Origin of the sequence: Micromonospora sp. NPDC005254 (assembly GCF_042872525.1) — a bacterium.
Lineage (GTDB): Bacteria > Actinomycetota > Actinomycetes > Mycobacteriales > Micromonosporaceae > Micromonospora.
This window is the reverse complement of record NZ_JBIAKM010000004.1, coordinates 187,054-200,762: the sequence shown is the minus strand read 5'-3', so window position 1 is coordinate 200,762 and position 13,709 is coordinate 187,054. Positions and strand designations below refer to the sequence as shown.

At 73.4% G+C, this 13,709-nt stretch carries 11 protein-coding genes; 7 read left to right on the top strand and 4 right to left on the bottom strand.

Annotated elements, in window-relative coordinates; translation table 11 throughout:
• Positions 1 to 2 precede the first annotated feature (2 nt).
• Complete coding sequence (locus tag ACFYPR_RS14065; protein WP_363935224.1) at positions 3 to 1,541, top strand: SpoIIE family protein phosphatase; 1,539 nt, start codon at positions 3 to 5, stop codon at positions 1,539 to 1,541.
• 73 nt (positions 1,542 to 1,614) lie between these two features.
• Here ACFYPR_RS14065 and ACFYPR_RS14060 read toward each other — a convergent pair whose 3' ends face one another.
• Positions 1,615 to 2,430 carry a DUF6597 domain-containing transcriptional factor gene (locus ACFYPR_RS14060; protein WP_387260255.1) on the bottom strand — a complete coding sequence of 272 codons (816 nt, stop codon included), beginning with the start codon at positions 2,428 to 2,430 and terminating at the stop codon, positions 1,615 to 1,617.
• A gap of 31 nt (positions 2,431 to 2,461) precedes the next feature.
• Between ACFYPR_RS14060 and ACFYPR_RS14055 the strand changes: the two genes are divergently transcribed.
• The 4 genes from ACFYPR_RS14055 to ACFYPR_RS14040 all read left to right on the top strand — a co-directional run bounded on the left by ACFYPR_RS14055 (position 2,462) and on the right by ACFYPR_RS14040 (position 5,999).
• Positions 2,462 to 3,052: a TIGR03086 family metal-binding protein gene (locus ACFYPR_RS14055; protein WP_354853728.1), complete on the top strand. Its 591-nt coding sequence runs from the start codon at positions 2,462 to 2,464 to the stop codon at positions 3,050 to 3,052.
• A gap of 192 nt (positions 3,053 to 3,244) precedes the next feature.
• Positions 3,245 to 3,781 carry a PadR family transcriptional regulator gene (locus ACFYPR_RS14050; RefSeq protein WP_363935209.1) on the top strand — a complete coding sequence of 179 codons (537 nt, stop codon included), beginning with the start codon at positions 3,245 to 3,247 and terminating at the stop codon, positions 3,779 to 3,781.
• The gene (locus ACFYPR_RS14045) at positions 3,778 to 4,479 is read left to right on the top strand and encodes an ABC transporter ATP-binding protein (protein ID WP_354853734.1); all 702 of its coding nucleotides are present in this window, start codon (positions 3,778 to 3,780) and stop codon (positions 4,477 to 4,479) included. The genes ACFYPR_RS14050 and ACFYPR_RS14045 overlap by 4 nt, the downstream gene beginning before the upstream one ends.
• Positions 4,476 to 5,999: an FtsX-like permease family protein gene (locus ACFYPR_RS14040; protein WP_387260251.1), complete on the top strand. Its 1,524-nt coding sequence runs from the start codon at positions 4,476 to 4,478 to the stop codon at positions 5,997 to 5,999. The genes ACFYPR_RS14045 and ACFYPR_RS14040 overlap by 4 nt, the downstream gene beginning before the upstream one ends.
• Before the next feature lie 29 nt (positions 6,000 to 6,028).
• On the opposite strand, the gene ACFYPR_RS14035 is transcribed toward ACFYPR_RS14040, so the two are convergent.
• Together ACFYPR_RS14035 and ACFYPR_RS14030 are read right to left on the bottom strand one after the other, a co-directional pair.
• A complete protein-coding gene (locus ACFYPR_RS14035; RefSeq protein ID WP_354853948.1) occupies positions 6,029 to 6,190 on the bottom strand; it encodes a hypothetical protein in 162 nt (53 codons plus the stop codon).
• Between the two features lie 92 nt (positions 6,191 to 6,282).
• Entirely contained in the window at positions 6,283 to 8,379 is a 2,097-nt protein-coding gene (locus ACFYPR_RS14030; protein WP_387260249.1) for a S9 family peptidase, read from the bottom strand.
• Between the two features lie 96 nt (positions 8,380 to 8,475).
• Here ACFYPR_RS14030 and ACFYPR_RS14025 point away from each other — a divergent pair, with 96 nt between their 5' ends.
• Positions 8,476 to 9,834, top strand: a complete 1,359-nt coding sequence (locus tag ACFYPR_RS14025; protein WP_355134204.1) for an FAD-binding oxidoreductase — start codon at positions 8,476 to 8,478, stop codon at positions 9,832 to 9,834.
• 23 nt (positions 9,835 to 9,857) lie between these two features.
• Here the strand turns inward: ACFYPR_RS14025 and ACFYPR_RS14020 are convergent, their stop codons facing one another.
• Positions 9,858 to 11,927 carry a SpoIIE family protein phosphatase gene (locus ACFYPR_RS14020; RefSeq protein ID WP_354853746.1) on the bottom strand — a complete coding sequence of 690 codons (2,070 nt, stop codon included), beginning with the start codon at positions 11,925 to 11,927 and terminating at the stop codon, positions 9,858 to 9,860.
• A gap of 305 nt (positions 11,928 to 12,232) precedes the next feature.
• Between ACFYPR_RS14020 and ACFYPR_RS14015 the strand changes: the two genes are divergently transcribed.
• A partial coding sequence (locus tag ACFYPR_RS14015) for a HAMP domain-containing protein (RefSeq protein WP_387260246.1) occupies positions 12,233 to 13,709 on the top strand: 1,477 nt, incomplete at its 3' end.

Here is a 13,709-nt window from a genome sequence, read left to right as displayed (position 1 = left end):
CGGTGGACGGCGGCCCGGCGACCGTCCTGGTGGTCGATGACAGTCGGACCAAGCGTTACCTGCTGGTCAGTTGGCTGACCCGGGCCGGGTACACCGTCCTCGAAGCGGAGAGCGGCACCGAGGCGCTGGCCCGCGTCGAGACGGACCGGATCGACCTGGTGGTGCTCGACGTCCGGCTGCCCGACCTGAGCGGCTACGAGGTGTGCGAGCGGATCAAGGCGGCACACCCGGTGATGCCGGTGATCCACGTCTCCGCGCACGCGGTGGACGTCGCCGACCGCGCCCAGGGGCTGACCCGGGGAGCGGACGCGTACCTGGCCGAACCGATCGAGCCCGAGGAGCTGATCGCCACCACCCGGGCGGTCCTGCGGTACTACCAGGCCCGCAAGCGTGCCGAGCTGCTCGCCGAGCGGCTGCTCGTCCTCGCCGACACCACAGTCGCGGTGCACGCCGCGTCGACCTTCGCACGGCTGCTGGAGGTCGCGGCGGAGGGGGCCGCGCAGATCTTCAAGAGCCCTGCCGCCGTGATCGCGGAGACGTTCGACGGTGACTGCATCGCCGGCATCTGCGCCGGCCCCGGCGCCGAGGCCGCCATCGTGCCCTGGGTCGTCGACGACACCGGGGTCCCCACGGGCGCCACGGTCAAGGTGGAGGCCCCGGCGAACTGGGCGCTGCTGACCTGGCCGGCGGACGACTCGGTGACCGTGGCCGCGGCTCGACTGCGCGAGGACCGGGCACCGCTGTACGTGGTGGTCCCCACCGCCACCCAGACCGCCCGAACGCCGGTGCTCGTGCAGCTCGCGCAGGCCGTGGCGGCGGCGGTCGAGGCTCAGCGCTCCTTCGACGAGGAGCACCGCATCGCCGTCACCCTCCAGCGCAGCCTGCTCCCGCGCAGCCTGCCCACGGTGGCCGGACTTGACTTCGCGGTGCGCTACGAGCCCGCCAGCGCGCAGACCGAGGTGGGCGGCGACTTCTACGAGCTGGTGATGCTCGACGGGCACCTCCTGCTGGCGATCGGCGACGTGGCCGGCCACTCGCTGCACGCGGCCACCGTGATGGCCGAGCTGCGGCACGCGGTGCGGGCGTACGCGGTCGAGGGGCACCAACCCGGCGAGATCCTGCACCGGGTCAACGAGCTGATGCGGACCCTGCTGCCGAACGAACTGGCCACGCTCTGCGTCCTGCTGCTGCACCCGCCGACCGGGCGGGTCCGGCTGGCCAGCGCCGGTCACCTGCCCCCGCTGCTGCACCAGAGCGGCAAGGTCGAGTTCGTGCAGCACTCGGCGCCGCTGCTCGGCGTCCGCGCGCCCCGACCGGCCGACCTGGAGTTCGTCCTGCCGGCCGGTGCCACGCTGGTGTTCTACACCGACGGGTTGATCGAGCGCCGGGACGCCACCATCGACGAAGGGCTGGCCGCACTCGCCGCGGTGGCCGCCACCGTGGACGACAACCTGGACGAGTTCTGCGCCCGCCTGCTGGTGGAACTGGCCCCATCGAAGATCCAGGACGACGTCGCCGTGGTCGTCCTGCGCCGTCGCTGAGCACGGCGGCACCCGCGGGGCTGCTCGGTGGTCGCTGCCCGGTGGTCGCTGCTCGGGCGGTCGCGCGTGCGGCTCAGTGCACCGAGCGGGCGTACGCGGCTGGTGACACTCCGGCGACGGCGGTGAAGTCGCGGACCAGGTGGGCCTGGTCGCTGTAGCCGAGGGTGGCGGCGAGGCCCGCCCAGTCGAGCGGAGCGCCGGCGGCCCGCTCGACGGCCTCCTGGAGGCGGTAGCGGCGGATCACCCACTTCGGACCGACCCCCACGCACTCGGTGAAGAGCCGCTGTAGCCGGCGGACCGGAACCCCGTGCCGCGCGGCGAACTCGTCGACGCGCAGCACCGTCCGGTCGGCCCGGATGGACTCGGCCAGCCGAACGGCCTCCGCTGCGACCGGGTCCGGGTCGGGCGCCCACGCGGTGAGCGCCGCGTCGAGCGCACGACAGCGGTCGCTGTCGCTGCCCGCGCAGACGGGATGGGCGGGACGGGTCAGCCGGCCGGCGGGCAGTGGCAGTCGACGTCCGGTCAACTCGGCCACCGACCGACGCCAGAACGGGTGGAAGCCACCGGGGCGGAACTGGATCCCGCAGACCCGGCCGGTGCCGGTGAGCGTGATCCGGAACAGGTCGCGGCCCACCCCGGCCACCTCGCCGGCCTCCGCCGCGTCGCCGTCGCGGTCACTCGCACCGTCGCTGCGGAGCACCACGTTCACCGCCGGGTGCGGCACGACCCGTTGCTCGAACGGCGCGCTCAACGTCCAGTCGATCAACCAGTAGTGCTCGACCCACTCGCGCAGCGGTTCGGCCGGCAGGTGCCGCCGAAAGCGGACCTCGCGCAGCAACCGCGCCGGGTCGAGAATGCCCCGGCTGTCGCCGCGCGGTCGCTGTCGCATTTCTTCAAGACCACCCTCATACGCTGGCCGTATGGCCACTCAGACTAGCGATCTGCTGGCGGCTGCCGCGCCGCGAACCGTCGACGTGGTACGCGGCATCGCCGACGACCAGCTCGACCTGCCCACTCCGTGCCGCGACTACGTGGTCCGTGATCTGCTCAACCACCTGTTCGAGGTGGTGGTGAACTTCCAGGAGTTGGCCGAGAAGAGGCCGGTGGAGTGGGCCGAGAAACCCGACCACCTGGACGACGGCTGGCGGGACCGGTTCGCGGTCGAGACCGACCGCCTGATCGCCGCCTGGTCGGACCCGTCCACGCTGGAGGGCGTCTCGCCGGGCATGGGGCTGCCGCAGACCGTCGTCGGCGGCATGGCCCTGCTGGACCTGATCGTGCACGGTTGGGATCTCGCCGTGGCGACCGGCCAGCCCTACCAGCCCGCCCCGGAGGCGGTGACCGAGCTGCACGCCCTGGTCGAGCGGCTGGGCCCGACCGCTCGCAAGATGGGCGTCTTCGCCGACCCCACCCCAACCCCACCCACATCCACGCCGGCCGTCACCACGCCCGACCTGGACCACCTCCTGACCCAGACCGGCCGAACCCCCACCTGGCCCCAAACCCCCTAACCCCACCCACCCCACCCCACCCCACCCCACCCCCACCCTTCGCCCCGGTGATCAAGAGGTTTGCGTCATCAGCGGGGCGAAATCTGACCCAAACCTCTTGATCACCGGCGGTCAGGGTTGGGGAGGGGTGGGAGGGAGGGTGGGGTGGGTGGGTGGTTGACTTGGGTATTCGCTGGGTGAATAGTGGGCCGGGTGTCCACGCCGCATGTGCTGCTCGGGTTGCTCGCTGGGGGCAGCCGGCACGGGTATGAGCTCAAGCGTGCGCATGACCAGCGGTTGCCGCGGGCTCGGCCGTTGGCCTTCGGGCAGGTCTACGCCACCCTCGGCCGCCTGGAACGGGACGGTCTGGTGGCCACCGCGGGTCAGGACCGCGCCTCCGGGCCGGACCGCACGACGTACGCGCTGACCGACGAGGGCCGGTCCACGCTGGATCGCTGGCTGTCCACGGTGGAGCCACCGATGCCGTACGTGGCCAGCACGCTCTTCGCCAAGGTCGTGGTGGCGCTGCTGGTCGCCGACGTCGACCGGGCGCGGTCGTACCTGGTGGCCCAGCGCGCCGCGCACACGGCACGGCTGCGGGAGCTGACGGCGGTCAAGACCGACCCGGCCGCCACCCTCAACGACGTGGTCGCGGCCGACTTCGCGATCGCCCATCTCGACGCGGACCTGCGGTGGCTGCAGACCACCCTGGGCCGGGTCGCCGACTGGCACCGGGAGGTGCACGCGTGACGCAACTCCAGGCTCGCGGCGTGGTTCGGGCGTACGGTCCGACGCCCGCGCTGCGCGGTGTGACGCTCGACGTGGCCGAGGGCGAGATCGTCGCGGTCACCGGTCCGAGTGGCTGCGGCAAGTCGACCCTGCTGCACTGCCTGGCCGGGATCCTCCGGCCCGACGCGGGCGAGGTCACCTGGCGCGGCCACCGGATCGACACCTGGTCGGAGGCGGCCCGGTCCCGGCTGCGGCGCACCGAGTTCGGCGTGCTGTTCCAGTTCGGGCAGCTGGTCGCCGAGCTGACCGCGGCCGAGAACGTGGCCCTGCCCCTGCTCCTCGCCGGCACGGGGCGGCGAGAGGCACGGACGGCGGCCCTCACCTGGCTGGAACGGTTCGGGGTGGCCGACCTGGCCGACCTCCGGCCGGGTGAGATGTCCGGCGGTCAGCAGCAGCGGTGCGCCACGGCTCGGGCGCTGGTCACCGAGCCGCGGGTGCTCTTCGCCGATGAGCCGACCGGCGCGCTGGACACGCTCACCGGCGAGCAGGTGCTCACCCAGCTGGTTCGGCTGGCCCGCGAGCAAGGCACGTCCGTCGTGCTGGTCACTCACGAACCCCGGATCGCCGCGTACGCCGATCGGGAGATCGTGCTGCGCGACGGCCTGGTGGACCACACCGGCCTGGGGCTCGACGTGCCGTTGGCGGGTGGCGCCCGGTGAGGCCGGCGACGCTGGTGCGGCTCGCGCTCGCCGGCAACCGGACGGACACGGCGCGGGTGGTGCTGACCGCGCTCAGTGCCCTGCTGGCGACGCTGGCCGGGCTGGCGGCCCTCACCGTGCTGGCCATCCAGAAACCGCCCGGCGACGCCCGGGTGGAGTCCGAGCAGTACCGCAACGCGCTGCTGAGTGAGCCGGGACTGCGCGGGGGGACGGCCTTCGCGCTGCTGATGTTGGCCGTCCCGGTGCTGGCGCTGGCCGGCCAGTGTGCCCGGCTCGGGGCGCCGGCCCGGGACCGGCGCCTCGCCGCGCTCCGGCTGGCCGGCGCCACGCCCGGTCAGGTCACCCGCCTGGCGGTGCTGGAGACCGGCCTGGCCAGCCTGCTCGGCACCCTCGCCGGGCTGGGCGTCTACCTGGCCGGCCGTGAGCTGCTGCACCGCCCGGACGAGCAGGGTCGGCTGGCCCTGCCCACCGACGTGCTGCCGTCGGTCGGCGCACTGGTCGCGGTGGTGCTGGGTCTGCCGGTGATCGCGGCGTTGGCCACCGCCCTGATGCTGCGCACGGTCACGACCAGCCCGCTCGGGGTCAGTCGCAAGGCCGCCCGCGAGCGGGGTCCGCGGCCCTGGGCCGGGCTGCTGATCGGCCTGGGTGTGGCCACCTTCGTCGCCGTACGCCCGGTGGTGTACCGGTTCGACGGAAACGACGCGGTGCTGGGCTGGCTGGTGCCGCTGTTGTTCCTGGCGGGTGGGCTCGCCGCGATGATCGGGGTGGTCGTCGGCACCGGCTGGATCTCGCACACCTGCGGACGGTTGCTGCACCGGCACGCCCGCGGCGCGTCGGCGCTGCTCGCGGCGGGCCGGCTGATGGCCGACCCGTGGGCGGGCAGCCGGACGTTCGCCGCGTTGCTGGCCGCCGTGATCTTCGGTGCCGGCGCGGCGGCACAGCGCGCCTACTTCGTCGCGCAGGACGAGGTGGAACGGGAGCAGAACCGGCTCGCCGGGGTGGACGCGGGCACCAACCCCTTCTACCTGTCGACGATGGATCTGGTCGACGCCGCGGTGGCCGTGGCGGTGCTGATCGCGGCGGGCGGCCTGATCGTCGCGCTGGTCGAGGGGATCGTCGCCCGCCGACGGGCCTACGCGGCGCTGGTCGCCACCGGCGTGCCCCGCAGCACGCTCAGCGCATCGGTGGCCTGGCAGGCGCTCACCCCGGCCGTGCCGGCGATCCTGCTGGCGCTCACCGTGGGCTTGCTGCTCGGCCGAGGGCTCTTCCAGAGCATCACCACGAGCGGGTCGTCGATCGAGGTCTGCGACGCCACGGCGGCGCTCTGCGACGATCCGGCCACCCGCAGCCAGTACACACGGATCGTGCAGACCGCCGGGGTGGAGAAAGCGATCGCCGTACCCCTGGAACAGCTGGCCTGGCTCGGCGCCGGCGCCCTGGCGGCGGTGCTGGTGACGGTCGGCGTCGGCCTGCTCTTCCTCAGGGTGAGCACGGCGGTGGACGAGCTGCGGACGGCCTGACCGACGAGGTGGGGTCGGCCGTCGGTCGGTCAGGTCGGGGCGTGGAACAGGCCGGCGGACCAGGAGATCAGCAGGCCGACGGCGGCGGAGCAGCAGCAGACGACCAGGGCGGCGGCCACCACCCCCAGGATCATCCACGCGGACATCCGGCGGGCCGCTCCCGGGTTGTCCGCATCGGCCTCGTCGCTCACTCCGGGAAGTCTAGGCGCGCATGATCGCGCAGTTTTCCTGGATGTGGTGGCCTCGACGGCAGAGTGAGGCCACCACGTCCGAGATCAAAGCGTCAGGCGCGACCGAGGCGGTCCAGGATCCAGGCGTTGATGAACGCCTCCTCGCGCCAGGCGTCGTAGCGACCGCTTGGGCCACCGTGCCCGGCACCCATCTCGGTCTTGAGCAGGTAGTCGCCCTGCGGTGCGGTCGCCCGCAGCCGCGCGATCCACTTCGCCGGCTCGGAGTAGAGCACCCGCGTGTCGTTGAGGCTGGTCACCGCGAGGATCGCCGGGTAGTCCACCGCCGCGACGTTCTCGTACGGCGTGTACGACTTCATGTACGCGTAGACCTCGGGGTCGTCGAGGGGGTTGCCCCACTCCTCCCACTCGGTGACGGTGAGTGGCAGCGACGGGTCGAGGATCGAGGTGAGCGCGTCCACGAACGGCACCTGCGCCACGATCCCCGCGAACGCGTCCGGGGCGAGGTTGGCGACCGCGCCCATCAGCAGCCCACCGGCCGAGGCGCCCCGGGCGACCAGCCGGTCGCTGGCCGTCCAGCCGGCCTTGACGAGGTGCCGGGCGCAGGCGACGAAGTCGGTGAAGGTGTTCTTCTTGGCCAGCATCTTGCCCTGGTCGTACCAGCGCCGGCCCAGCTCGCCACCGCCGCGGATGTGCGCCACCGCGAAGACCACGCCCCGGTCCAGCAGGGACAGGCGGGCCACCGAAAACCACGGGTCCATGCTGGCCTCGTACGAGCCGTAGCCGTACAGCTCGCACGGTGCCGAGCCGTCCCGGGGCGTACCGACCCGACAGACCAGCGAGATCGGCACCCGCGTGCCGTCGTCGGCGAGCGCCCAGTCGCGGTGCTGCTCGTACTCGGCCGGGTCGTACGGCCGCCCGTCCGGCCCGGGCAGCACGGGCTTCTGCTTGCGCAGCACCATCTGCCGGGTGACCAGGTCGAAGTCGTACACCGAGTCGGGGGTGACCAGCGAGGAGTAGCGCAGCCGGATCTGCCCGGTGCGGTACTCCGGGTTGGCGTCCAACCCCACGCTGTAGAGCGGCTCGGGGAAGTCGATGTCGTACGAGTCGTCGCTGCCGACCGGCAGCACCCGCAGGCCGGTGAGCCCGTCGATGCGCAGCGACACCACCAGGTGGTTCGCGAACGCGTCGACCGCCTCCAGGCGGGTGCCGGGGGTGTGCTCGATCAGCGGCACCCAGTCGCCCGGGGCGTCCGCCGAGGTGAACGCCAGCGCGAAGTCCTCCGCGCCGTCGTTGTGCAGGATCAGGAAGCGGTGGCCGTGGTGCTCCACGGCGTACTCGACGCCCTGCCGGCGGGGCGCGATCACGGCCGGCGCCCCGGTGGGGTTGCCGGCCGGGATCACCAGCACCTCACTGGTGATCTTGCTGTGGATGTCGACGAGGATGAACTTCTCCGACCGGGTCAGCTCGACGCCCACCCAGAACCGCTCGTCGTCCTCCTGGTGGACCACCACGTCGTCGGTGGCGGCGGCGCCGATGGTGTGCCGCCAGACCCGGTTCGGCCGCCAGGCGTCGTCGACAGTCACGTAGAACAGCACCGACGCGTCGGCCGACCAGGCGGTGCCGTAGAACGTGTCGGGCACCTCGTCCGGCAGCAGCTCGCCGGTGCTCAGGTCCTTCACGCGCAGGGTGAACCGTTCGTCACCGGAGAAGTCGGTCGAGTATGCCAGCCAGCGCCCGTCCGGGCTGACGTCGAACGCGCCCAGCGAGAAGAAGTCGTGCCCCTCGGCCAGCAGGTTGCCGTCGAGCAGCACCTCCTCGCCGTCGAGCGGCGCGCCGTCCGCGCTGACCGGCGGGTCGGTCTCGCCGTCGCGGACCGCGCGCCGGCAGTGCACCCCGTACTGCTGGCCCTCGATCGTCCGGGTGTAGTACCAGTGCCCGCCCTTGCGGGTGGGCACGGACAGGTCCGTCTCCCGGGTCCGCTGGCGGGTCTCCTCGAACAGTTCCGCGCGCAGGGCGGCCAGGTGCGCGGTGCGCTCCTCGGTGAACGCGTTCTCGGCGGTCAGGTAGGCGATCGTCTCCGGGTCGTCCTTGGCGGCGAGCCAGGCGTACTCGTCGACGACGGTGTCGCCGTGGTGGGTGCGCTCGGTGGGCACCCGCTTCGCCGCGGGCGGGGCAGTCTCGGTGGTCACGGCGGCCACGTTACCGGCCGGCTCACCCCGCGCGCCGGACCAGCGGCATCCCGAAGGCCATCACCACGGCTTTCGAACACATGTACGATATCCGGCATGGCGGCAGCAGCGAGTTCCCTCGGCCGGTCCGGAGCCCTCGAGATCACCCGGCGACTGACGGCGATCTGCGGTCCGCCGTTCGCCCGACTCGCCGGCCCGGCCGACGAGGTCGCCGGGCGTCCGGCCCGCTGGGTGGCGGTGCCCGGTGGCCCGCACGCCGCGGCCGAGGTGCTGCGGCTGGCCGCCGTGCACGATCTGGCGGTGGTGCCCCGGGGCGCCGGCACGAAGATCGACTGGGGTGCCACCCCCACGCAGGTCGACATCATGCTCGACACCGGCCGGCTGGCGGGGATCGGCCACGAGCCGGTCGGCGCGCCGGTGGCCGAGGTGGGTGCGGGCACCCCGCTGCGGGCGGTGCAGGCCACTCTGGAGCGCACCGGGCAGCGGCTCGCGATGGACGCCCCGTCGCCCGGCGCGACGCTGGGCGGGGTGCTCGCCGCCGGGGAGGCCGGGCCGCTCCGGCACCGCCACGGCAGCCCGTGCGACCAGCTCCTCGGCGTCCGCTACCTGGGCGCAGACGGTGAGCTGGTCAGCGCCGGCGGTGGCGTACCCGGGCTCGACCTGGCCCGGCTGCTCTGCGGCTCGCAGGGCGCCCTCGGCGTGCTGGTCTCGGCGAGCCTGCGGGTGCAGCCGGTGCCGGCCAGTCGGCTCTGGGTGTCCCGTCCGGTGTGGACGCCGCTGGAGGTCCACGACCTGGTCCGCGCGATTCTCGCCGCCCGACTGGAGCCGGCGGCCATCGAGCTGGACCTGCCGGGCGGGCCGCCCAGGCCGCGCACCGCCTACCCGCCCGGCCACCCCGCCGCCACCGCCCGCGAGCGCCACCCGTCGATGTCCGGCCGGTCCAGCGCCCCGTCCCGGGCGGGCAGCCTGGTCGTGCTGCTGGAGGGTGGCCCGGCCGAGGTCACCGAGCGCGCTGAGCGGCTGGTCGGGCTGCTGCACGGTGAGGCGACGGTCGCCCACTCCGCCCCGCCGTGGTGGCGGCGTTACCCGTTCGCGCCCGGCGACACCGCGCTACGCCTGGAGGTGCCGATCAGCGATCTCCACGCCGCCGTCTACGCGTTGCGGGACGCGGCCGGCGCTCCCGTGCCGGTGCGGGGCTCGGCCGGACTGGGCGTGGTGCACGCAGCCCTGCCCGGCGCGGTGGCACCCGACCGGGTGGCATCCATCCTGGCCGCGGTCCGTGGCGTGCTGCTGGCCCGACAGGGTCGCTGCGTGGTCGTCTCCGCCCCCGCGGCGGTGCGCCAGGCCGTGGACCTCTGGGGTGAGCTGGCCGGCCTGGCCCGGCTGCAGGCCGCCAAGGAGCACCTCGACCCGGAGCACCGCCTCGCCCCCGGCCGCCTCCCCGGCGGCCTCTGACCCGGGATCGGGTGGTGTCGGCGTCAGCCCGCGTCGTTGCGGAGCACCAGCACGGCGATGTCGTCCCGGGGCGGCTCGACCGAGAAGTTGATCGCGGCGGCGCGTAGGCGGGCGGCGACCACGTCCGCCGAGTAGCCGGCCAACGGCGCTGCCGCGTCCCGCAGCCGGTCGGTGCCGAACAGCTCCCGGCCGCGCCGCCGCTCGGTGACCCCATCGGTGTAGAAGATCAGCGAGTCACCCGGGGCGAGCGTGATCTCCGCCGTCGGGGAGGTGATCGTGTCGAGCAGGCCCAGCGCCGTGCCACCGGTGCCGACGAACCGGGCGCCGCCCCCACCGGCCAGCAGCACCGGCCGGTCGTGCCCCGCCAGGTGCAGGGAGACGTCCAGGCGGTCACCGTCACCCGGCCCGACCGCCGCCAGGGCCAGCGTGCAGTACCGGCCGCCACCCCGTTCGACAAGCGTCTCGTTGAGCCGGGCCAGCGCCTCCGGTAACGGCTTGCCGTCGCCGACCAGCACCCGGATCACGTCGCGGACCAGCCCGGTGACCGCTGCTGCCTGGACGCCCTTGCCCGAGACGTCCCCGATCACCACGAGCCAGCGCCCGTCGGGCAGCGGCACCACGTCGTAGAAGTCGCCACCCACCTCGGCGTCGTCGCCGGTCGGCACGTACTCGGCGGCGAAGCCGATGCCGTCCACCACGGGCAGGACGGGCGGCAGCAGGGAGTGCTGGAGCGTCTGCGCGACCCGTCGGCGCTCGGCGTGGATGCGGGCGTTCTCGATCGCCAGCGCGGCCCGTCGGGCCACGTCCTCCAGCACCGCCACCTCGTCCGGGTCGTGCCGGTGCCGTTGGTGCCGGCCCACCGCCAGGGTGCCGAGCCGCTGGCCGCGGGCGATCAGCGGGACCGCGAAACCCTCCATCGGCCCGCCGAGCGGGATCTGCGCCGCGCTGCGGGACGCCTCGCGCAGCCGGGCCTGGATCGAGTCCGGGCCGGCCTCGGCCAGCACCTTGTGCAGTTGCGGCAGCATCGACTCGTCGGCGTGGCTGGCCGCCGCCAGCCGCAGCCGGCCCCACTCGTCGGTGGTGTGCACCGCGCACCACTGGCCGAGGCGGGGCACCACCAACTGCGGGATCAGCGCCATGGTCAGCTCGACGTCCAGCGACTGGGCCAGCAGCTCGCTCGCCTCGGCCAGGAACGTCAGCCACGCCTGCCGGCGCACGTCCGCCCGGCGCAGCCGGTCGTTCTCCAGGTGCAGCGACAGGCGCTCGGCGGTGAGCACCGCCAGCGGCCGGGCGTACGCCGACGGCGCGGCGTCCAGCTCCAGCTCCCCGGCGTACGGGCGGTGCACCGTCAGCGGCACCCGGAGCAGCTCGCTGTCGGGGCGGGGCTGCCGGCCGAAACGGGCCAACAACTGTCGGCCCTGACCGTCGCCCCGGTCCAGTCGGATGGCGCCGCCGGCCGCGCCGACCATCTCGGCGACCCGGCTGAGCAGGCTGGCGGCGAAGTCGGGCAGTGGGTCGTCCGCGTACACGTCGGGGGCGGTCTGCATGAGTTCGCTCATCGCGCCGGCGCTCGGAGCCGAGCTGTCGACGGCCCCGGTGTTGCCCGCCGTCGACGTGCCGCCGGCGCTGGCCCCGGCCGCCGGCTCGGCCCCGGGCCGGTCCAACCGGAACCAGACGCCCTTGCCGGTCGGAAGGTACGTGGTGCCCCAGCGGCTCGCGAAGTGATCGACGAGCAGCAGCCCGCGACCGCGTACGGAGACCTCGTTGATCTCGGTCGCGTCGTTGCGGGCGCCGACGGTCAGCTCGTCGTTGCCCGAGCTGGGCGCGAAGTCGGAAACGGTCACGGAGAGCCCGACGTCGTCCGCGACGACCTCGATGTCCAGTTCGGTGCCGGCGTGCTCGACGGCGTTGGTGGTCAGCTCGGTGGTGAGCAGCAGCGCCTCGTTGACCAGGTCGTCCAGGTGCGCCTCGGCGAGGACGGAGCGGACGACCGCGCGGGCGGCGGCGGGCGTACGGCGGTCGGCGGGCAGGCGGACACGCCGGACGGCCCCGCTCCCGGCCCCGGCCGTCGCGGCCCCCGCCTCGGCTGACACCCCCGTATCCTCCACCGTTCCCCCGCCGGGTGCCAAGCCGATGCGCGATCGGCGGAACGGACGCCGGTCGGCGGAGTGCGGTGGGTCGCGTGGCGGCGGGCACGGCGGGAGCCCGGCCACGAGATGTCACGGTGAGCAGCGCCACTCGGCGAGGTCTGTGCCGGGTTGGGCGTCGCCGGGGGGATCGTGGAGGCCACCAGGGTCGCCCGGCGGGTCGCGCACCCTGGCACTGCGGCGCGCGCGGGCACAATATGGGGTGCCGGTGTGTCCGTACGGGCACGGGCCCCCGAGTTGAGCGAGGAATGATGACCACGGCGAAGCAGTCGGTCGCGGATCCGTCCGCGCCCGACCACGAGGCGCTCCTCGGTGAATTGACCGAGGCGCTGCGACGGATCGGTCGCGGTGACCTGAAGGTCCGGCTGCCCCGCCGTGCCGGCAAGGCCGGCGAGGTGGCGGACGCCTTCAACGAGGTGGTCTCGCTCCAGGAGCGGCAGTACCTGGACCTGCGGCGGATCAGCCGGATCGTCGGTCGGGACGGCCGGCTCACCGAGCGACTCGACGACGAGGGGCTGGACGGCTCCTGGGCGGAGGGGCAGCGGGCGATCAACTCGCTGATCGACGACCTGGGCCGGCCCACCACCGAGATCGCCCGGGTCATCGTGGCGGTTGCGGACGGCGACCTGTCCCAGCACATGGCGTTGGAGATCGACGGTCGGCCGCTGCGCGGTGAGTACCTGCGCATCGGGCGCACCGTGAACACGATGGTCGACCAGCTCTCGTCGTTCTCCAACGAGGTGACCCGGGTGGCCCGTGAGGTGGGCACCGAGGGCAAGCTGGGCGGCCAGGCCGACGTCCGGGGCGTCGCCGGCACCTGGAAGGACCTCACCGACTCGGTGAACACCATGGCGTCGAACCTGACCGGCCAGGTGCGGTCGATCTCGCAGGTGGCGACGGCGGTGGCCAAGGGCGACCTGTCGCAGAAGATCACGGTCGGCGCGCGCGGTGAGGTCGCCGAGTTGGCCGCGACGATGAACTACCTCACCGACACGCTGCGGCTCTTCGCCGAGCAGGTGACCCGGGTGGCCCGTGAGGTGGGCACCGAGGGCAAGCTGGGCGGCCAGGCCGAGGTGCCGAACGTGGCCGGCACCTGGAAGGACCTGACCGACAGCGTCAACTCGATGGCGTCGAACCTGACCGCCCAGGTCCGCAACATCGCGCAGGTCTCCACGGCGGTCGCGCGCGGTGACCTCTCGCAGAAGATCACCGTGGCGGCGCAGGGCGAGATCCTGGAGCTGAAGGACACCGTCAACACGATGGTGGACCAGTTGTCGTCGTTCGCCGACGAGGTGACGCGGGTGGCCCGTGAGGTGGGCATTGAGGGCAAGCTCGGCGGTCAGGCGCAGGTGCGTGGCGTCTCCGGCACCTGGCGGGACCTCACCGAGAACGTCAACCAGCTCGCCGGCAACCTGACCAGCCAGGTCCGCAACATCTCCCAGGTCTCCACCGCCGTGGCGAAGGGCGACCTGTCGCAGAAGATCACCGTCGACGCCCAGGGCGAGATCCTGGAGCTGAAGAACACCGTCAACACGATGGTCGACCAGTTGTCGTCGTTCGCCGACGAGGTGACCCGGGTGGCCCGTGAGGTGGGCACCGAGGGCAACCTGGGCGGTCAGGCCCAGGTCAAGGGCGTCAGCGGTACGTGGCGGGACCTGACCGACAACGTGAACTCGATGGCGTCGAACCTGACCAGCCAGGTCCGCAACATCGCCTCGGTGACCAACG